An 18727-nucleotide genomic window follows, 5' to 3' on the forward strand; every position below is an offset into this window, starting at 1 on the left:
TCGAGTCCTTTTTATTCGCTACAATCTTATAAACCAGTGAGCAGAACAATCGCCACTTCATTCATAATCATTTCAGCAATATACAACGCCAAGAACGCTACGATTGGAGAAAGATCAATCATGCCCATATTGGGCAATAAACGGCGAAACGGGGCCAATAATGGTTCGGCAAGCTCTTGAATCACTTCGATATAAGGTGAGCGTGACTGCGTAAACATCACCACCCAACTTAAAATAATCGTTGCAAAAATCAGGTAACGACAGAAACGAATCAAGTCCTGAATCATGGTCACAAAAGTTAAAATGACCAAATGCACAGGACTATTCGGCATCGCTCCAGAGAGATACATGACGCCAAAAATTTTCAGTAAGTACAATAAAACCAAAAGCACTAAAGCCGCTGAGTTAACGCGGCCTTTCGCTACATTTGGAAAAATACGACCAAACATATCCACAATTTTTGTGGCTTTTACGGTCGACATCACCACTGGGTTATAAAAGTTAACCGCTGCCAACTGCATGAGAAAGCGGAAGAACACCAGTAAAATTGCAACGTTAATAATGATGCCAAAAATTAGCGCAGAGTTTGCACCCATACTTGAACTTTCCTAAATAAAACGATTATTTGCTACTTTCACTCAGCTCTTGAGCAAGTTCCTGACTTCGCTTTTGAGCAGCAGCCAATGCAGCTTGGATATTTTGTGAAATTTGTGCACGATCAAACACTTCAAGTGCCGCTTGGGTTGTACCATTCGGTGAAGTGACATTTTTACGCAATTCAGCTGGTGTATTTGAGCTCGTGATTGCCATTTGTGCCGCACCCAATGCAGTTTGCAACGTCAACGCCGTTGCTACTTTTTCATCTAGACCGAGGTTTTTACCTGCACGGATCATGCTTTCCATCATATAGAAAAAATACGCAGGACCTGAACCAGACACCGCAGTCACAGCATCAATTTGCGCTTCCTCGCCTACCCATAAAGTCAAACCTGTCGCAGCAAGTACTTGGCTCGCCAAATCACGGTCTTCTTTATCTACAGCCTCAGTGGCATATAAACCATGCGCACCTGTTTGTACTAAAGCAGGTGTATTTGGCATTACACGAACAATACGATTACTGCCAGCTAATGCAGCAATCGTTGCAATTTCAGCACCCGCAACAATCGAAATAATCAACTTACCGTCAAATAAACCGTTTAATGGCTTTAAAACATTGGCTAAAACTTGAGGTTTAACCGCTAAGACCACGACATCGGCTTCACGAATAGCAGATGCGTTATCCTCAGTCACCACCAAGTCTTTTTCAGCCAATAAATGACGAACTTGTTCAACAGGATCAGAAACCGTAATGCGAGTTGAAGGTAAACCACGTGAAATCAAGCCACCAATGAGGGCTTGAGCCATGTTACCACCGCCGATAAAACAAATATTACGATTCAACACTGCGCTCATGATTATTTCTCTATCCTGAATTTTTTAACTAAGCGATTAAATTTGGTTGCCATCCACCCGCTTCACAATAAGCCGACTCGACCAACCAAAATCCTTTAGGCGTAAAAACACCAAGCATAACATTATCTATGCTTAATATTTGTATTGTATGACGTTGCCACGGAAAAATTTGTGCGCTCTGAATGGCTTTTTTCAACGGCCAAGCCCCAACACGCCCATACAAATGCAATTTTTCCCCACCTAAGCGCGGTTTTATCTGTAAAGGCTGCTCCAATAATGCAGAAGACAGTCCATATTTTTGTGTTTCAATGTGATATTGCCCTGAAGCCAATGCATAAGCTTGATCTAAACTAAAATGCTGCTCAATTGACTCAATCGTCTGGAATTGTTCCGCCAAATACTCTGCTTTACTGACACGAAAGAGCTGTTGTTGATAGCGCACATAATAATATTGGTTCCAGTGCAATGCGGCTTGGGCATCCACTTTGGATTCAATCACTTCATCAAACAAGCGTTGCACCATATCAAAAGCGGGGCGATATAAATCCTCACCTTTCATCCAAGCGGACAACAACTGTCGCTGTCTCGGTGCAGATAATTGACGAAATGGGGTTAAATTTAAAGCCGCAGCATTCCCGCAACTGGCCCAATCTTGTGTCAACACATCAGCCAAAATCGTTTCGGCATCTTGCATCAAATAACTGGTGCGTGCCAAAGCTTGCTGCATTTTCGGAAAGCGTTTTTCTAAGATTGGCCACAATTCAGCTCGGCACCATGCCCGATCATAACTGGTATCAAAATTGGTTTGGTCTTGAATATTTCTTAGCTGCATCTCAGCGGCCCACAGCTCAATTTGCTGTCTGGACAAAGCCAATAGCGGGCGCCAAATTGTAAATTGCTCTCGTATGTCGATGCTCTGCATGGCGGCAAGTCCATGAATTCCCGCACCAGAGAGTAAACGGAGTAAAACGGTTTCAGCTTGATCTTGTTGATGATGAGCGAGAACTAAAATTTCATTGGCAAGAAGATGCTTCTGAAAGGCAGCATAACGTGCACTACGTGCTTGGCTTTCTACATTGCCTGTATCAACATCCACCGCTTGAATTACACATGGGACATCCAAGACATAGCATTGTTCTTGAACAAAGCTACCCCACTGCGGGCTGACATCCTGCAATTGATGATCAATATAGATGGCGCGAATGCGCTTGGGAAATAAATGAGACATCAAATGTAGCAGCAGCATGGAATCCATGCCACCACTACATCCGATTAAAAAATGAGGCTGTTCAGGTGTATCCTGAAACTCAGTTAAGACACTAGCCCTAAATTGTCGCTGCCAAACTTCATTAAACGTTGGTAACGTGCTTCGCATCGTTCATTCGCATCCATTGGTTGCAACTCAGCCAATGCATCTTTTAAAACGTTTTTTAAAGCATGCATGACTTGTTCTGGGTTGAGATGAGCACCTTCACCTTCATCGACCACATATTCAACAATACCAATTTTCTGTAGTTTTTCCGCAGTCAATGCTAAAGCTTCGCTGGCTTGCTCTGCTTTTTCAGCTGTTTTCCATAAAATAGATGCACAGCCTTCAGGTGAAATGACTGAATAAATACTATGGGATAACATCACCACACGGTCAGCCACACCAATACCCAGTGCACCACCTGAACCGCCTTCACCAAGTACGGTTGCAATCACAGGCACTTTCAAGCTTGAAAGTTGTGCCAAAGATGTTGCAATTGCTTCAGCCTGACCACGTTCTTCTGCACCAACACCTGGATATGCACCCATGGTGTCAATAAAGGTAAAGACGGGTAGATTAAAACGTTCAGCCATATCGAGTAAGCGTTGTGATTTACGGTAACCTTCTGGGTTACTCATACCAAAGTTATGTTGTAACTTTTCACGCGTACTACGACCACGGTGTTGACCCACAATCATGACTGGCTGACCATCAAAGCGAGCTAATCCACCGATCATTGCACCATCATCACCAAATAAGCGATCACCATGCAAAGCATCAAATTCGGTAAAAATTTCACTCACATAATCTAAAAATTGCGGACGCTCAGGATGACGTGCAATTTGAACCGTCGTCCATGCTTTGGATTGCGCAGCTTTATTCTTCATAGCTCAACCATAAATCCCTAATTGACCAATTTATTCATCGACAAATTGTTCTGATTGGATATCCAGCTCAACATCCCAATGCTTAAATTGCGCTTGCTCATCATGCAAGTCTGCAACCAGCAAAGGCCATTGCGCGGCATTACCAGAAACACTCAGTTGCCATTGTTGCGCATTGCCTACTGTTAATTCAATGGCAGGAAGCATCTGATCGCTACGACTATGATTCAGTAAAACAGCGAGGCGAAGTAACAAACACAGATAGACTAATTTGTTGCCGCCAACCTTCATCACATCGACACGCGCGTCACTGCGCAGCTTACGACGGTGATGGGCCACCAAATGCGACAGATGGTTTTGATCAATTTGTGAGAAGCCCGCAATGTCAGAATGTTGCAATAAATATGCGCCATGACGATGGTAGCCCGCATGACTAATCGCTAAACCAATTTCGTGCAGATAAGCTGCACGACGCAGTAAATCACTGTCTTCTGTGGTTAATTTCAGTAAATCCGCCACACCATCAAACAAATGCTGAGCCATATTCACGACCCGTTCAGCTTGTTTTGGATCGGCGTTATAACGGCCCATTAACGCTTGTACAGAACGATCTCGAATATCTTCATGTTGAAAACGTCCCAGCAAGTCGTACATCACCCCTTCACGCAGGGCACCATCCGAATACACCAGTTTATCCAGTTCGAGTACATCAAAAATGGCATACAAAATAGCGATTCCGGCTGGCAAAACTGCTCGACGGTCTTCTTTCAGACCATCAAACTCCATCTCAGCGACATGTTTGTATTTGAGCAATTTTTCTTTAAGCTTATCTAAACCGTCACGGGTGAGTTCTTCTTTTTCATTACTCCAGCCCATATTCACGGTAATTTGATGACACGCTTTGATGGTTCCACTCGAACCGACCACCGTATCCCAACCCGCTTCTTTATAGGTATTGGCAATACCAGACAGCTCCTTACGCGCTGCTACCACAGCTTTATCAAAACTTTTTTGGTTAATTTCACCGTCGACAAAGAAGGCTTTTGTAAATGCTACACAGCCCATTTGTAAAGATTCGGTATGAATGGGCTCAAATTCTTCACCAATAATCAGCTCTGTTGACCCCCCACCGATATCAATCACAAGGCGGCGCCCACTGTTTACCATGGTATGAGATACACCCAAATAAATCAGTCGAGCCTCTTCACGACCTGCAATAATTTCGATGTGCTTCGGCAAAATTTCTGCCGCTTTTTGAATAAATTCATGGCCATTTTTGGCTTGGCGTAGCGCATTGGTCGCCACAATTCTTAAACGATTCGGCTGAACCGAACCTAAACGTCCGACAAAGCGAGATAAACAGGCTAAACCACGCTGCTGTGCGGCTTCTGTTAAATTTTTATTTTCATCTAGACCCGCTGCTAACTGTACTTTTTCTGACATTGACGCAACTTTTTTCACTTCGCCATGGTCCACTCGAGCAATTGCTAAGTGGAAGCTGTTCGACCCCATATCGATGGCAGCAAGTAACTCTTCATCAATCAAAAAATCAGACATGATTTAATATAAACCTATACAGAATTGTGCTTAGATTAATTCACCTCCATGCAATTTAAAAGCCATTTGTGGTCAGAAATTGACGAGCCTTTAAAATTTCGGCATATATGACAATTGTGTTACACGATCAGTAACATCGTGAGCTTCAATTAGACAAATTCAAACTAAAGGTTGAAAATTTAGTAATCCATCTACTCAGCGATAGTAGGCTATGACATACTATTAGCCATAAAACTATCCAAAAATTGAAACTGGAGCTATCCATGTCTGGCAATATCGTAAATACAACTGATACAAACTTCGACGCTGATGTACTTCAATCAGACGTTCCTGTGCTTGTTGACTTCTGGGCAGGCTGGTGTGCGCCATGTAAAGCAATTGCACCTGTATTAGAAGTATTGGCGAACGAATACGAAGGTAAAGTGAAGATTGTTAAAGTTGACGTAACTTCTTGCGAAGCAACGGCTGTGAACTATAACATCCGCAACATTCCTGCATTACTTATGTTCAAAAATGGTGAAGTTGTTGCTCAACAAGTGGGCGCTGCACCAAAATCGAAATTGACTGCTTTCATTGAAGAAAACATTTAAGCATCCGTTTAGATTGAAAATGAAATACGCTGCCTAAACAACAGCGTATTTTTTTCGGCTATAAATTGACAAGTCTGTCTTTCTCTCTTATATTGCATGATCAAGAGATAAAGGATTATTCAATCCTGTCATTTTCTTAAAAGACACAACACATAAGATCGCCGCTCGGCAATACAAATTGTTTTGACACGTTTCTCTTCAAACAATGAATCAGTCCTCTGAATTGTTATAGTTCAAATACAATTGCGTTACTTCATTGCATGTCTGCGGCTAAATGTTGCTTCCTTTTCATCCTGTAATTTAGAATTTTTGATTCTTATCTGACCTCCTATGAATTTAACCGAACTCAAGAAAAAACCGATTGGCGAACTCATCAAAATTGCTGAATTTATGGGCCTCGAAGGAATGGCTCGTAACCGTAAGCAAGACATTATTTTTGCCATCTTAAAGCGCCATGCGATGAATGGCGAAGAGATCTTTGGGGATGGCGTTTTGGAAATTCTGTCAGATGGCTTCGGCTTCTTACGCTCTGCAGCGGGTTCTTACCTTGCAGGCCCAGATGACATTTATGTTAGCCCATCTCAAATTCGTCGTTTCAATCTACGTACTGGTGACACCATTACGGGAACCATTCGCCCACCCAAAGAAGGCGAACGTTATTTTGCACTGTTAAAAGTGAACCAAATTAACTACGACACGCCAGAAAACTCACGTAACAAAATCTTGTTTGAAAACTTAACCCCACTTTTCCCAACCGAGCAATTGGTGATGGAACTTGGTAACGGGACGACAGAAGATTTAACCGCACGTGTAGTTGACTTGGTTGCACCTATCGGTAAAGGCCAACGTTCAATTATCGTAGCACCGCCAAAAGCGGGTAAAACCATGTTGTTACAAAACATCGCTCAGTCGATTGTGCGTAACAACCCAGAGTGCTTCCTGATCGTTCTTCTCATTGACGAACGTCCTGAAGAAGTGACCGAAATGGAACGTACTGTTCGTGGTGAAGTCATTGCATCAACGTTTGATGAATCTCCTGCTCGTCACGTTCAAGTGGCTGAAATGGTGATTGAAAAAGCAAAACGTTTGGTTGAGCACAAGAAAGATGTTGTGATTCTGCTCGACTCCATTACCCGTTTAGCACGTGCTTACAACACGGTTGTGCCTTCATCTGGTAAGGTTTTAACTGGTGGTGTGGATGCACATGCGCTGGAACGCCCTAAGCGTTTCTTCGGTGCAGCTCGTAATATTGAAGAAGGTGGCTCACTAACCATCATTTCTACAGCCCTGATTGAAACTGGCAGTAAAATGGATGAAGTGATCTACGAAGAATTTAAAGGTACAGGTAACCAAGAAATTACACTGGATCGCCGTATTGCGGAAAAACGTGTCTTCCCTGCGATGAATATCAAAAAGTCGGGCACCCGTCGCGAAGAGCGCTTAATGTCTGAAGACAATCTACGTAAAGTTTGGATTTTACGTAAGTTACTTCATACCCAAGATGAACTCGCAGCAATGGAATTCTTACTTGATCGCATGAAAGAAACCAAAACCAACGATGATTTCTTTGATCAAATGAAGCGTAAAGCAACTAGTTGATCCGACCTGCTTCACCTAAAAAGGCTGTCTTAACGACAGCCTTTTTATTTGGTTGACGTAGTTTACACAAAGCAACATTTCATCCCATTCTCTGTAAACTTATTTGCAAGTTTTTGATAAACAAAAATTTGAAATAAAAACCTTCATCTTTTTAAATGTTTATTTAGTACTTATCCAATACTAACCTCATCATTGATTGTTATTTTCTGTTAAAAAAGCCCTGTTTTTAGACCTTTTTTATCACTTTTTTCATCCCAGCTAGTAGCAATTCAAAATGCGCAGTGATAGCATATTTGCAGACCAGTTAGGCTGCTCCTGCATTGTTAGTCCCTAACAAAATTAGGAACAATAAAAGCATACAACAGACTAACGTCGGTTTTTTTTAATCTCATATTTTAGAGAGTGATGCCATGTTATTCAAAAAAATCGCTATTGCTGCTGCAGTTGCTACTACTTTAGCTTTCGTTGGCTGTGCTAAGAAAGAAGAAGCTCCTGCTGCTGAAGCTGCATCTGAAGTTGCTGCTGCATCTGAAGCTGTTGAAGCTGCATCTGAAGTTGCTGTAGATGCTGCTGCTGCTGCTTCTGAAGCTACTGTTGCTGCTTCTGAAGCTACTGCTGCTGCTTCTGAAGCTACTGTTGCTGCTGCTTCTGAAGCTAAAGCTCACTAATCTCTTAGAGATTAGTCAAAAAGAGAGCCTGTGGCTCTCTTTTTTTATACTCAAATTTTATCAAAAAACGACATTCTATTATTTTGCAAGCATTGAATCAGCCAAACGATCACCCAAAATTTTAAGCAAAAAAAAGCAGATCAATCGATCTGCTCATTTCCCACACGCTGGCGGAATTTCTGCCCTGCGCGGAAGGTCACTACACGGCGTGCAGAAATCGGAATTTCTTCACCCGTTTTCGGGTTACGACCTGGACGTTGACGTTTATCACGCAACTCAAAGTTACCGAAACCAGAAAGTTTAACTTGCTCACCAGAGATTAGCGCTTGGCTAATCTCATCAAAGAACAACTCGACCATTTGCTTAGCTTCACGACGGTTTAAACTCGTGAGCTCACTTAAATGGTCAGCCATTTCCGCTTTTGTTAATGCTGTCATGAAGCCCTCAATGTCGCCTGATAAGTGTTTTCCAACACTTGTAAAATATGATCCATACCAGATTTAATTTCAGCATCTTCAAGCGTACGTGATGGGTGTTGCCAAAGAAGTGCAAATGCCAATGAGCGCTTACCATCTTCAACGCCTTGCCCAGTGTACACATCGAACAACCAAATCGAGTCCAAAAGCTCACCGCCTGTTTTTTCGATAAGTTGCTGAATTTCACTTACATTTATCTTATCACTAATTAAAAGCGCAATATCACGTCTAACCGACGGAAAACGTGATAATTCTGTAAAATTAGATACATAAGTTTGCAAAACAGCCGATTGATCAAGTTCAGCCACCCAAGTTGTGCTCAAATCCAGCACATCTTCTAAAGATGGATGTAATCGACCAAAGTAACCAATAGATTTGCCATCGACTAAAACCTCAGCAGACTGTCCTGGATGCAACCAGCTACGCTCAGAGCGAACATATTCAACCTGCACACGACCTGCTGCCAATACTTCTTCAATTTCACCTTTGAAATCAAAGAAATCCATAGCTTGAGGTTTAGCATGCCAAGTTTCTGAAGTTTTTGCACCTGTTGCAATCACTGCAAGGGTAGGAATTTGTTTCAAATCATGAATAGATTCAGCATCTTGATAGTCAAAACGTAGGCCCAATTCAAAAAAACGTACACGACTTTGTTGGCGGTTAACGTTGTATTGCACACACGGAATCAAACTAGAGAGCAGTGTTGAACGCATCACGGCTAAATCGCTTGAAATCGGGTTAGCCAAAGCCAAAGGATTCACAGCCGCATTGAGTTGCTTCTCAAGCTTTAAGTCTGCAAAGCTAAAGCTAATCGCTTCTTGATAACCCAAAGTCACGAGAGTTTGACGAAGCTGAGCTATTTCAAATTGGTCTTGATATTGCGCCAATTTCGCTTCAATTTTTGGCAAACTGATTTGAATATTGTCATAACCATGAATACGCGCAACTTCTTCAATCAGGTCTTGGTAGATTGCCATATCATAACGGTGTGAAGGCGGTACTACAGACCACTGACCTTCTGCTTTAACCGTCACAGCACAACCTAAACGGGTTAATGCATCTGCAATAAATGCAGCATCTACGCGATAACCAAGCAATTGATCCACTTGTGCTTGTTCTAGCTCAATCGCTTCACGCTTCGGTAAAACAGCCGCTTGTTCTGCTATCGTAATCGGACCGAACTCGCCACCCGCCAATTCAGCAATCAATTGTGATGCGCGGTGCATCGCGAGCATTGGGAGTTCAAAATCCACGCCACGCTCATAACGCTGTGATGCATCGGTATGCAAACCAAAGCTACGGGCACGACCAGCAATGGCTAATGGAGCAAAGAATGCAGACTCTAAGAAAATGTCTTGAGTTTCATCGGTAACAGATGAAGACAAGCCACCCATGATGCCTGCAATCGCCAATGCTTTTTCATCATCCGCAATCACCATAACTTTTTCATTAAGCTCAACTTCTTGTTCATTCAGTAGAACCAATTTCTCCGCCGTATTCGCTTGACGAACTTGGACTGAACCTTGAATTTTTGCTGCATCAAAAGCATGGAGTGGTTGCCCTAACTCCATCAGTACATAGTTGGTAATATCAACCAAAATACTGTGCTGGCGAATCCCTGAGCGAACCAAAGCACGTTCCATCCACTCTGGGGTTGCTGCTTTAGTATTCACGTTTTTAATCACACGACCTAAATAGCGTGGGCAGCCTTCAGTGCTCACCACAACTTTTTTCTCATCAGCAATAGTCGCAGCAACGGCATTAATTTCAGGTGCAGTCACAGTCAGTTGGTTAATTACCCCAATTTCACGGGCAATACCACGAATACTGAAACAGTCACCACGGTTTGGCGTGATGCTGATATCAATGACATGATCATCTAAATTTAAATATTCACGAATATCCACACCGACAGGTGCATCAACGGGCAGCTCTAAAAGGCCATCAATTTTGTCTTCTAGATCAATTTCAGATGCACCACACAACATCCCTTGTGATTCAATGCCACGAAGTTTGCCTTTCTTGATTTTGAAATCGCCTGGAAGCACAGCACCAATGGTTGCCACTGGGACTTTCATACCAACCCGTACGTTTGGTGCACCACAAACAATTTGTAAAGGTTCCCCTGAACCAATATTCACTGTGGTCACACGTAAACGGTCTGCATCAGGATGTTGCTCTACCGTCAACACTTCACCAACAACCACGCCAGTGAACGGTTTTGCCGCAGGCGATAAATCATCGACCTCTAAACCCAACATGGTCAGTTGATCAGATAAAGTATTGCTATCAACGGCTGGATTAACCCATGTACGCAACCAATTTTCGCTAATTTTCATTTTGTTAAAAACCTATAAATCTAAATTTTTGAATCCCCCTCTAACTCCCTCTTTTGGAAAAGAAGGAGAACCCCGAGTCATCACAAATAACTCCTCTCCTTCAAGGAGAGGCTGGGAGAGGTATAAATCTGTTTAAGCAAATTGGCGTAAGAAACGCACATCGTTTTGGTAGAACATACGTAAGTCATTGATGCCATAACGAAGCATCGCAAAACGTTCCACACCTAGACCGAAAGCAAAGCCTTTGTATTTTTCAGGATCAATCCCTGCTGCCTGCAAGACATTTGGATGTACCATGCCACAACCAAGCACTTCTAACCATTTACCACGCTCATCCATAATATCCACCTCAGCACTTGGCTCTGTGAATGGGAAATAAGATGGACGGAAACGCACTTTTAAGTCTTTTTCAAAGAATTCGTTTAATAGATTAACCAACAAACCTTTCAGTTCTGCAAAGCTGGTATTTTCAGCGACATACAGACCTTCAATTTGATGAAACATTGGCGAATGCGTTTGGTCAGAGTCACAGCGGTATACACGACCTGGACATACAATACGAATCGGGGGTTGCTGGGTTTCCATGGTACGAATCTGCACACCAGAAGTATGGGTACGTAACAAATGTGTCGCATCGAAATAGAATGTATCGTGCATTGCACGCGCAGGGTGATGCCCTGGAATATTTAAAGCTTCAAAATTGTGGTAGTCATCTTCAACTTCTGGCCCAGTTTCAATCACAAAGCCCGCTTTGGTAAAGAACTGACAAATACGCTCTTGTACTTGAGTAACGGGGTGAATACTACCAATCGTTTGACCACGACCCGGTAAAGTAATATCCACCGTTTCACTTGCAAGTTTTTGCGCCAACGCTGCTTGTTGTAATTGTGTTTGGCGTTCAGTCAAAGCACCGGTAATCGCTTCACGGACTGCATGAATTTGCGCACCAAAATTTTTACGCTCTTCAGGGTCCATTTTACCTAAAGCTTTGGATTGCTCAGCGAGCTGGCTTTTCTTACCCGTAAACTGCACTCGTACTTGATCGAGTGTAGCAAGGTCCTCTGCTGCTGCAATCGCAGCAAGCGCTTCAGTGGTCAGGGCTTCCAGTGACATAGTAACTCTCAAAGCAACAATTTATAAAATTAATAAAACCCCATATTCTATCAGTTTTTAAGCACGTTGATGAAGCTCTACGATCAGGAAAATTTGTTTAGTACATGGTTTTATAAACAGGTTAAGATAGTGTCATCACAGAAGAGAACAACAAACGATGTCGCTTGATCCTATTTGGCAACAACAACTTACTTTAGTTACTTATGGCAATGAATATTTACGCCACAACCTAAGTTTCCAACGTTGGTTAGAACATGCCATTTTTGACCGACATTGCTTTCAGTTTCGTGATCTGAATAGCCAACATTTACTGGCTCAGCATTTTCAAGTGTGGCTTGAAGCCTTAAAAAAACAAGGGGTCAAACAGCTCAGTCTGCATAGCTCAACATTGCTAGCAGATGAAAAGAACCCTAACCCAAATGTTGAACTCCTTGCTACCCCACATATTATTGTGAGCCATCAAGCACAGCAAAAAACTGCTTGGATTTTTGGTAAAGAACTGGCGGAGTGGTACAGCGCTGAACACGATTTTATAATTCCCAAAACACAACAAAGCTCAATCCGTAGTGAAAATTTATGGCGTTTTGAACTGAATCACAAACTCAGCAAACGCATTGAAGCAGACTTACAAACGCCGAAATGGGATGAAATCGAAAACTTTACCGAACAAGAACTGTTTAGTGCGCCATTTGCACAAGGTTTAGTAGAGCCTGAGACGGTAAACTTACCTTACTATGGACAACAAGATGCCTCAGATGAAGCCCATCATCTCGCTCTTTTACCAACAGACTACGCTGCTGATTATGCACACCAAACGCTGTATCGTTTAGATGCACTATCAGCATTGATCCAGACTAAAATTCAACATCCTTACAATGCAGAAGGCCACGTGCTCACGCCAGATGAGCAATTGAATCTACGTCATTTTGAACAAAAGATTGATGATTTAAGTACCAAGTTTATTGTGAAAGTAGCAAATCACTATCAAACCGCGCAGCTCACACCCAAAGATACGACCACACCACTGGATGCACGTAATCATCCAACACCTAAATTAAGTGCGATAGAGACCAAGCCTCATGAAACACACCACAAATCGGGGAAAACTGGGGTATTTGCTTTAATCGTGATTACGATTTTGATCTGCCTAGTTGGCTATTATTTTGGCTTATAAGTTATTACCGAGATATCTAAGCGTTCCTCTCAATGAGCGCTTTTTTATGGATTCAATTTCTTTAGGCAGTAATTAGAAGATTGAAGGGCCGAATCTTGATTTGTACCTTATGCTGATTGGCATGTTGATTAATATAATGATTAACTGAAACCACCTCGCCTTCTAGCTCCGCATCAGGTCCATACATAATTTTAACTGACTCGCCTTTTCTGGGAATCATTTCTAATTCCACCGTAATACTTCCCTGTCCCATCCCAGTAATTTCTGCAAGCATATCCTGCTCCTTTTCTTTTTAATCTTTTTATTTATTAGGCATCGACCACCTTTGAGATTAAAGCAGATTTATGTAACTAAAGCTTAACAATTCATCTTGATCGCTGAGTATGCACTGATATTTTTTTATTTAAACGTTATGCTTTTCAACAGCCAACTGGTCTAAAAAACGACTCACCTGTTTTGGTGTCTTTAAATGAATCCACTGTATATGTTGATATTCAGGCATCTGCATCATTTTTAAGTATTTCTGTCGGTTTTTAGCATGTGTTTTGATCATCCACCAAATAATCGAGTCCCGACCAAACATCCGTAGCAAGCTTTCCCGATTATTCGAGTTTTCCCATAAATCCTGTTGCGCCCATGCCCGCTGAACCGCACGCTTCACAGAACGGTAAAGGTTGACTGGAAACGGTAAGTCCAACCAAATGACAGTATCAATTTCCGCCCATTTCACCGGAATGGCGCGGGTATAGTTACCATCGATCACATAGCCCTGTGTCGCCTTTTGTACTTCTGACTCAATCTTGGCAAAGAACACCTCATCGGGACATTCTTGCCAGTCGTCTAACCAAAACAAATTATCCAACTCGATATAGTGCAAATCTAACTTTTCAGCCAAAGCTCTGGAATATGTAGATTTGCCTGTAGCAGAGGTTCCTACAACATTGATTCTTTTCATTGTACTGGCCTAACGCTGATGCGGTCTTTCTTATCATATGTAATTATGGTTGTATCACAGTCTCACCTTTGACCCATAAAAAATTTGACTCAAAAAATAATCGGCCATAAAAAAGACCGCTAAAAAGCGGTCTTTCTTTAAGTCTTAAAGACTTATGCAGCTAATGCATCTTTAGCTTTAGAAGCTAAAGCAGCAAATGCAACTGCGTCATGCATAGCGATGTCAGCAAGTACGCGACGGTCGATAATCACTTGAGCTTTTTTCAAGCCAGCGATCATACGGCTGTACGATAAACCATTTAGACGAGCACCAGCATTAATACGCGCAATCCATAGAGCACGGAATTGACGTTTTTTCTGACGACGGTCACGGTAAGCGTATTGACCCGCTTTGATTACTGCTTGGAACGCTACGCGATATACGCGTGAACGAGCGCCGTAGTAACCTTTAGCACGAGCAAGAATTTTTTTATGACGGCGATGAGCCTGTACACCACGTTTTACACGAGCCATTTATAATCTCCTTAGATGTATGGGCACATACGACGAACTGAAGCAACGTCACTCACGTGAACCATTACACAGCCGCGTAATTGACGAATACGCTTAGCAGATTTTTTGGTCAAAATGTGGCGTTTGAACGCTTGTTTACGCTTGAAACCGTTAGCAGTAGCTTTAAAACGCTTAGCTGCACCACGGCGAGTTTTCATCTTAGGCATAACAACCTCTTTTGAACACCTGTTCGGAACGTTTGCACCATTGCAAAACGACCTGCAGGTAAGGGAGCGAATATTCTAATCGAACTTTGTCTAAAACAAAAGCAAATAATCAACAATAAAAGCAAGCTTAGTTTATTTCCCGATAAGCTTTAAGCGATGAATTTATAACCGAGGTTTAGTCCAAGTCGTATAATGCCTCATCCATTCCATACGGTTCCCTTATGAACGCTACACAGGATGCTTTTGCCGCACTCCGATACCGAGACTTTTCTCTTGTTACACTCAATCAATTTTGCCTGACGCTTGCCATTTTAATTCAGGAAATTATTGTGGCGTATTCTTTGTATAAAATCACCAAAGACCCACTCACTCTAGGCTTGATTGGTCTGGCAGAAGCAATCCCCTTTATTGCGCTCTCCTTATGGGGCGGCTATTTTGCAGATCGCTTTAATAAGCAAACCATCATGAAAATCTGCTTATTCTTTGCCATTCCACTGCCCTTGGTTTTATGGGGTTTATTTCATGCTTATGGCTTAAAGCAAATTGAACTCTCCACCCTGTCATGGGGTGTTTATGCCGTGATCTTTGGCCTAGGAACAATTCGGGGGTTCTATAACCCATCTGCAACATCACTCAAACCTTTTTTAATTCCTCGGGAAATTTATGCCAATGGTGCTACATGGACCACCATCGGTTGGCAAAGCGGTGTGATTATTGGCCCGATGCTCGGTGGATTTATGCTGGCATTTTTAGGCCGTGAAACCAGTTTAATCAGTGTAGCGGTACTGCTCAGCCTATGTTTCTTACTCGTCAATCTTTTAAGCAAACGCACTTTTCCTAAAATAGAAACGGAACGTGTACTACAAAGTTTAGGTGAAGGTTTTCGCTTTATTGCTAAAACTAAAATTGTCCTCTGGGCCATCTCACACGACTTAGTCTCGGTACTGTTTGGTGGTGTGATTGCTTTGCTCCCGATCTTTGCTGAAGATATTTTGAAAATTGGGCCCGAAGGATTGGGCTATTTACGGGCAGCACCATCGATTGGTGCACTCATCACCATGATTGCGCTGACGCGTTTTCCGCCCACCCGACATGCATGGCGCAATATGCTGCTTGCTGTTGCAGGTTTTGGCCTATTCACCTTATTGTTCGCTTACTCAAACTCCCCCTGGTTGTCTTTGTTTGCTCTTGCTATGACGGGTGCATGTGACAGTATTTCAGTGGTAATTCGTCAGACCATTTTACAAATTTATCCTCCTGAAAATATGCGAGGCCGTGTTGCAGCGGTAAATGGCATGTTTGTGTCGAGTAGTAATGAACTGGGGGCATTTGAGTCAGGTCTTGCAGCAAAATATCTAGGTCCTGTGATTGCAACGGTTTTTGGCGGCAGCATGACACTCTTGGTGGTCGCACTCAGTTGGGCTAAAACCAAAGACTTATTTGGTGTAGACATCACCCAAGCCGAGCAAAAATAGTTTTAATTTAACAATATAACTTGCGAGTCTTTCTAATTCAGGAAATACTCGCAACAATTATTTAAGTCATGCGCACTGGATGCGTTATAAAAGAAATCGATCATATGAAACCACTCTTCTTGCTCGCATTATCTACACTGCCCTTTCATCTCAGTCATGCAGCTCAACCACCATTAGAACTCACCATTCAAAAAAGTTCAGCTCAATCGGCGCATTTGACCACGCGTATTCAATGGCTAGATTTTCCCAAACCCCAATATAAAAATAGCGATTTAAATCAACAAAACCGTGCAGCAATTATTCGTGTGTATGCAGATGAAACAGGTGATGTAACCAAAGCGACAGTCCAAGAAACGACTGGACTCAAAGCTTTGGATGAAAAGCTGGTGAATGCTGTGCTTCAAGCCAAAGTAAAACCATTTATGGAGGACGACACCGCTTTAGCCGTCATTGGTTATCAAGTTTTTAATTTAAACCTAACCCCAGATGATGCCGAAGCATGTAACTATAGCTTTGACTCGAAGAACTGGCGTGCGCAGCAACAGCAGCAAAAAGTGCCTTTTCAATATCAGGTTCAACCTAAGCTTGCGCTAGATTCTACGCAGTTGAATGGTCATGACCATCAAATTAAATTTAGCTTTAAAGCCGATAAACACGGCAACATTAAGAAGCCCAAAATCACCAAAGGTTCAGGTATTTACGCGCTTGATCAACAAGTTTTACAAGCCGTTGCAAATAGCAAAGTCAGTGTTAAACGCACAGCAAGCACACTGTGGCTCTATAAAAAATCTAAATTTAAAGATGCGATTGAATTCGATTTGAATGCTTGTCGTTAAAATTTAACATGACACGAGTTTTCACTCACTCGTGTCATCTCTCTATATAAACTTTAAACCCATTCAGCACATATAAGCATGTGGCTAGTTGGTCTCTGAAAATAATTAGAACTGACTAAACATCCAATACACAAAAAGATAGCGTCCTATTTTTGCAATACTCACCATCACGACAAAACGAACAAAGTTTTCTTTGAGTAATCCTGCAATGAGGGTAATCGGATCACCAATAACGGGCACCCAACTGAGTAATAAAGACCAAAAACCATATTTTTGATAAATGCCCTGCGCCTGCAACATCTTTTGCTCTGAGACGGGAAACCATTTTTTGTTTTTGTATTGCTCAACTTTCAAGCCGAGCCACCAATTCACACAGCTACCTAGAATATTGCCTTGACTGGCAACAGCTACCAACAACCATACTGGATACTGTGTCTGAGCCAACAATCCCACCAAGACAGCCTCTGACTGCAAGGGTAGCAGTGTCGCTGCCCCAAAAGCAGAAAGGAAAAGTAGTCCTAAGGCCCACATCATTTTATGATTTTAAACCTAGCTTTTTCTTGGTTGAGCTATAGGCAAAACTTGACCAGATCAATGCCAGAATCAACAAAGACCAACGTGACCATGAATATTTATCGGCAATCGGTTCAATTGCAGCTCGGAGTACCACCTGATCTTTGGTATTCAGCAGTTCAATGATTTTTTGAATGTGTACCGCTTCAGCTACAAATAGCACCAAACATCCTGCAATCCCCACAATAATACTGAGATAGATTTTTGGATTCGCTTCAATAATACGGGTTAAATTGAGGAAAAACTCTTTTTTCATTACACTAATGTCCAAACAACCTTTCAACAAAAAAGCCACCCATCGGTGGCTTTAAAGAATGGCTTATACCTTGAAGGCGCTAAGCTTAACACAGTTCAAGTCAGCGCTTCTGTAACTAATTAACTTGAAGCGCCAACGCACGCTGAACTGCAGGACGCGCTTGAATACGCTCCATATAAGCCTTCACATTTGGATAGTCATTTATGTCAATTTGCTGCCACTCATAACGCAAAATCCATGGGAAAATTGCCATATCCGCTATCGAATACTCTCCAGCTACATAGTTTTGACCAAAAAGTTGCTTATCTAGTACACCATACAAGCGCTTGGTTTCATTGACATAGCGTTCAGTTGCATACGCAATACGTTCGGGAGCAAATTTACTGAAGTGATGGTTCTGTCCAAGCATTGGACCAAAACCACCCATTTGCCACATCAACCACTGCTCAACCTCAACACGAGACTGTTCATCGCTTGGATAAAACTGCCCTGTTTTACGCCCTAAATACTGCAAAATCGCCCCTGACTCAAACACAGAAATGGCTTCACCTTTGGGACCATCTTGATCCACAATCGCAGGGATTTTATTGTTGGGTGAAATGCGTAGAAAGTCGGGTTGGAACTGATCATTTTCTAAAATATTGATGGGAAAGACTTGATACTCCAAACCCATCTCTTCTAATGCAATGCTAATTTTATGTCCGTTGGGTGTTCCCCAATAGTACAAATCGATCATGTGGTTATCCTGTTACTTTTCTCGTTTTAGTTCATATTGTCGAGGTTTAATACTGTTTATAGCATGATTCCATGCTT

Annotated in this window: 21 protein-coding genes; 6 read left to right on the forward strand and 15 right to left on the reverse strand. The window is 42.2% G+C overall.

The genetic code is table 11. From position 1 onward, the window contains the following. Positions 1-26: 26 nt before the first annotated feature. The 5 genes from AC4MC0_RS13970 to ppx are packed head-to-tail and all read right to left on the reverse strand — an operon-like array spanning position 27 to position 5142. A complete protein-coding gene (locus tag AC4MC0_RS13970; RefSeq protein WP_004692255.1) occupies positions 27-596 on the reverse strand; it encodes a YggT family protein in 570 nt (189 codons plus the stop codon). A gap of 25 nt (positions 597-621) precedes the next feature. Then, positions 622-1452, reverse strand: coding sequence for a pyrroline-5-carboxylate reductase (gene proC, locus AC4MC0_RS13975; protein ID WP_004692257.1), 831 nt, complete (start codon positions 1450-1452; stop codon positions 622-624). Between the two features lie 28 nt (positions 1453-1480). Next, the gene (gene tilS, locus AC4MC0_RS13980; RefSeq protein WP_336000143.1) at positions 1481-2827 is read right to left on the reverse strand and encodes a tRNA lysidine(34) synthetase TilS; all 1347 of its coding nucleotides are present in this window, start codon (positions 2825-2827) and stop codon (positions 1481-1483) included. Continuing rightward, positions 2764-3588, reverse strand: coding sequence for an acetyl-CoA carboxylase carboxyltransferase subunit alpha (locus AC4MC0_RS13985; protein ID WP_087011556.1), 825 nt, complete (start codon positions 3586-3588; stop codon positions 2764-2766). The genes tilS and AC4MC0_RS13985 overlap by 64 nt, the downstream gene beginning before the upstream one ends. A 30-nt stretch (positions 3589-3618) precedes the next feature. Beyond that, positions 3619-5142, reverse strand: coding sequence for an exopolyphosphatase (gene ppx / locus AC4MC0_RS13990; RefSeq protein ID WP_325087606.1), 1524 nt, complete (start codon positions 5140-5142; stop codon positions 3619-3621). Between the two features lie 263 nt (positions 5143-5405). On the opposite strand from ppx, the gene trxA reads away from it, so the two are divergent. The 3 genes from trxA (at position 5406) to AC4MC0_RS14005 (ending at position 7999) form a co-directional block, all read left to right on the forward strand. Next, entirely contained in the window at positions 5406-5732 is a 327-nt protein-coding gene (gene trxA, locus AC4MC0_RS13995; RefSeq protein ID WP_004692264.1) for a thioredoxin, read from the forward strand. 330 nt (positions 5733-6062) lie between these two features. Then, positions 6063-7331 carry a transcription termination factor Rho gene (gene rho / locus AC4MC0_RS14000; RefSeq protein ID WP_004692266.1) on the forward strand — a complete coding sequence of 423 codons (1269 nt, stop codon included), beginning with the start codon at positions 6063-6065 and terminating at the stop codon, positions 7329-7331. 410 nt (positions 7332-7741) lie between these two features. Continuing rightward, positions 7742-7999 carry a hypothetical protein gene (locus AC4MC0_RS14005; protein WP_005400740.1) on the forward strand — a complete coding sequence of 86 codons (258 nt, stop codon included), beginning with the start codon at positions 7742-7744 and terminating at the stop codon, positions 7997-7999. 140 nt (positions 8000-8139) lie between these two features. On the opposite strand, the gene AC4MC0_RS14010 is transcribed toward AC4MC0_RS14005, so the two are convergent. The 3 genes from AC4MC0_RS14010 to pheS form a co-directional block, all read right to left on the reverse strand. Next, on the reverse strand, positions 8140-8436 hold the full coding sequence (locus AC4MC0_RS14010; protein WP_004649746.1) for an integration host factor subunit alpha: 297 nt from the start codon (positions 8434-8436) through the stop codon (positions 8140-8142). Continuing rightward, positions 8433-10814 (reverse strand): phenylalanine--tRNA ligase subunit beta, encoded by a 2382-nt coding sequence (gene pheT, locus AC4MC0_RS14015; protein ID WP_058868972.1) that lies wholly within the window; start codon positions 10812-10814, stop codon positions 8433-8435. The genes AC4MC0_RS14010 and pheT overlap by 4 nt, the downstream gene beginning before the upstream one ends. A 132-nt stretch (positions 10815-10946) precedes the next feature. Continuing rightward, positions 10947-11927, reverse strand: coding sequence for a phenylalanine--tRNA ligase subunit alpha (gene pheS / locus AC4MC0_RS14020; protein WP_004979194.1), 981 nt, complete (start codon positions 11925-11927; stop codon positions 10947-10949). Between the two features lie 157 nt (positions 11928-12084). On the opposite strand from pheS, the gene AC4MC0_RS14025 reads away from it, so the two are divergent. Beyond that, positions 12085-13101, forward strand: coding sequence for a hypothetical protein (locus tag AC4MC0_RS14025; RefSeq protein ID WP_336000155.1), 1017 nt, complete (start codon positions 12085-12087; stop codon positions 13099-13101). A 61-nt stretch (positions 13102-13162) separates the two neighbouring features. On the opposite strand, the gene AC4MC0_RS14030 is transcribed toward AC4MC0_RS14025, so the two are convergent. The 4 genes from AC4MC0_RS14030 to rpmI form a co-directional block, all read right to left on the reverse strand. Next, entirely contained in the window at positions 13163-13375 is a 213-nt protein-coding gene (locus tag AC4MC0_RS14030) for a KOW domain-containing RNA-binding protein (protein ID WP_078388714.1), read from the reverse strand. A gap of 129 nt (positions 13376-13504) precedes the next feature. Beyond that, positions 13505-14056, reverse strand: coding sequence for a P-loop NTPase family protein (locus AC4MC0_RS14035; RefSeq protein WP_325087604.1), 552 nt, complete (start codon positions 14054-14056; stop codon positions 13505-13507). 152 nt (positions 14057-14208) lie between these two features. Continuing rightward, positions 14209-14568, reverse strand: a complete 360-nt coding sequence (gene rplT, locus AC4MC0_RS14040; protein WP_004692276.1) for a 50S ribosomal protein L20 — start codon at positions 14566-14568, stop codon at positions 14209-14211. 11 nt (positions 14569-14579) lie between these two features. Further along, positions 14580-14774 (reverse strand): 50S ribosomal protein L35, encoded by a 195-nt coding sequence (gene rpmI / locus AC4MC0_RS14045; RefSeq protein ID WP_004278281.1) that lies wholly within the window; start codon positions 14772-14774, stop codon positions 14580-14582. Positions 14775-14995: 221 nt separating this feature from the next. Between rpmI and AC4MC0_RS14050 the strand changes: the two genes are divergently transcribed. Together AC4MC0_RS14050 and AC4MC0_RS14055 are read left to right on the forward strand one after the other, a co-directional pair. Beyond that, positions 14996-16249: an MFS transporter gene (locus AC4MC0_RS14050; RefSeq protein WP_325087601.1), complete on the forward strand. Its 1254-nt coding sequence runs from the start codon at positions 14996-14998 to the stop codon at positions 16247-16249. A 104-nt stretch (positions 16250-16353) separates the two neighbouring features. Further along, positions 16354-17085 carry an energy transducer TonB gene (locus tag AC4MC0_RS14055; RefSeq protein ID WP_325087600.1) on the forward strand — a complete coding sequence of 244 codons (732 nt, stop codon included), beginning with the start codon at positions 16354-16356 and terminating at the stop codon, positions 17083-17085. Between the two features lie 105 nt (positions 17086-17190). Here the strand turns inward: AC4MC0_RS14055 and AC4MC0_RS14060 are convergent, their stop codons facing one another. The 3 genes from AC4MC0_RS14060 to AC4MC0_RS14070 all read right to left on the reverse strand — a co-directional run bounded on the left by AC4MC0_RS14060 (position 17191) and on the right by AC4MC0_RS14070 (position 18650). Next, a complete protein-coding gene (locus AC4MC0_RS14060; RefSeq protein WP_281963359.1) occupies positions 17191-17619 on the reverse strand; it encodes a YqaA family protein in 429 nt (142 codons plus the stop codon). Between the two features lies 1 nt (position 17620). Next, positions 17621-17914: a hypothetical protein gene (locus AC4MC0_RS14065; RefSeq protein ID WP_114836810.1), complete on the reverse strand. Its 294-nt coding sequence runs from the start codon at positions 17912-17914 to the stop codon at positions 17621-17623. Between the two features lie 115 nt (positions 17915-18029). Continuing rightward, positions 18030-18650 (reverse strand): glutathione S-transferase family protein, encoded by a 621-nt coding sequence (locus AC4MC0_RS14070; RefSeq protein WP_004692287.1) that lies wholly within the window; start codon positions 18648-18650, stop codon positions 18030-18032. Positions 18651-18727: the final 77 nt, after the last annotated feature.

This window comes from Acinetobacter sp. CAU_H_S139_7 (assembly GCF_058599305.1).

Excerpts from the sequence above, each read along its gene's own strand:
- AC4MC0_RS13970 (WP_004692255.1), bottom strand. The coding sequence starts at position 596 with ATGGGTGCAAACTCTGCGCTAATTTTTGGCATCATTATTAACGTTGCA.
- proC (WP_004692257.1), bottom strand. The coding sequence starts at position 1,452 with ATGAGCGCAGTGTTGAATCGTAATATTTGTTTTATCGGCGGTGGTAAC.
- tilS (WP_336000143.1), bottom strand. The coding sequence starts at position 2,827 with ATGCGAAGCACGTTACCAACGTTTAATGAAGTTTGGCAGCGACAATTT.
- AC4MC0_RS13985 (WP_087011556.1), bottom strand. The coding sequence starts at position 3,588 with ATGAAGAATAAAGCTGCGCAATCCAAAGCATGGACGACGGTTCAAATT.
- ppx (WP_325087606.1), bottom strand. The coding sequence starts at position 5,142 with ATGTCTGATTTTTTGATTGATGAAGAGTTACTTGCTGCCATCGATATG.
- trxA (WP_004692264.1), top strand. The coding sequence starts at position 5,406 with ATGTCTGGCAATATCGTAAATACAACTGATACAAACTTCGACGCTGAT.
- rho (WP_004692266.1), top strand. The coding sequence starts at position 6,063 with ATGAATTTAACCGAACTCAAGAAAAAACCGATTGGCGAACTCATCAAA.
- AC4MC0_RS14005 (WP_005400740.1), top strand. The coding sequence starts at position 7,742 with ATGTTATTCAAAAAAATCGCTATTGCTGCTGCAGTTGCTACTACTTTA.
- AC4MC0_RS14010 (WP_004649746.1), bottom strand. The coding sequence starts at position 8,436 with ATGACAGCATTAACAAAAGCGGAAATGGCTGACCATTTAAGTGAGCTC.
- pheT (WP_058868972.1), bottom strand. The coding sequence starts at position 10,814 with ATGAAAATTAGCGAAAATTGGTTGCGTACATGGGTTAATCCAGCCGTT.
- pheS (WP_004979194.1), bottom strand. The coding sequence starts at position 11,927 with ATGTCACTGGAAGCCCTGACCACTGAAGCGCTTGCTGCGATTGCAGCA.
- AC4MC0_RS14025 (WP_336000155.1), top strand. The coding sequence starts at position 12,085 with ATGTCGCTTGATCCTATTTGGCAACAACAACTTACTTTAGTTACTTAT.
- AC4MC0_RS14030 (WP_078388714.1), bottom strand. The coding sequence starts at position 13,375 with ATGCTTGCAGAAATTACTGGGATGGGACAGGGAAGTATTACGGTGGAA.
- AC4MC0_RS14035 (WP_325087604.1), bottom strand. The coding sequence starts at position 14,056 with ATGAAAAGAATCAATGTTGTAGGAACCTCTGCTACAGGCAAATCTACA.
- rplT (WP_004692276.1), bottom strand. The coding sequence starts at position 14,568 with ATGGCTCGTGTAAAACGTGGTGTACAGGCTCATCGCCGTCATAAAAAA.
- rpmI (WP_004278281.1), bottom strand. The coding sequence starts at position 14,774 with ATGCCTAAGATGAAAACTCGCCGTGGTGCAGCTAAGCGTTTTAAAGCT.
- AC4MC0_RS14050 (WP_325087601.1), top strand. The coding sequence starts at position 14,996 with ATGAACGCTACACAGGATGCTTTTGCCGCACTCCGATACCGAGACTTT.
- AC4MC0_RS14055 (WP_325087600.1), top strand. The coding sequence starts at position 16,354 with ATGAAACCACTCTTCTTGCTCGCATTATCTACACTGCCCTTTCATCTC.
- AC4MC0_RS14060 (WP_281963359.1), bottom strand. The coding sequence starts at position 17,619 with ATGATGTGGGCCTTAGGACTACTTTTCCTTTCTGCTTTTGGGGCAGCG.
- AC4MC0_RS14065 (WP_114836810.1), bottom strand. The coding sequence starts at position 17,914 with ATGAAAAAAGAGTTTTTCCTCAATTTAACCCGTATTATTGAAGCGAAT.
- AC4MC0_RS14070 (WP_004692287.1), bottom strand. The coding sequence starts at position 18,650 with ATGATCGATTTGTACTATTGGGGAACACCCAACGGACATAAAATTAGC.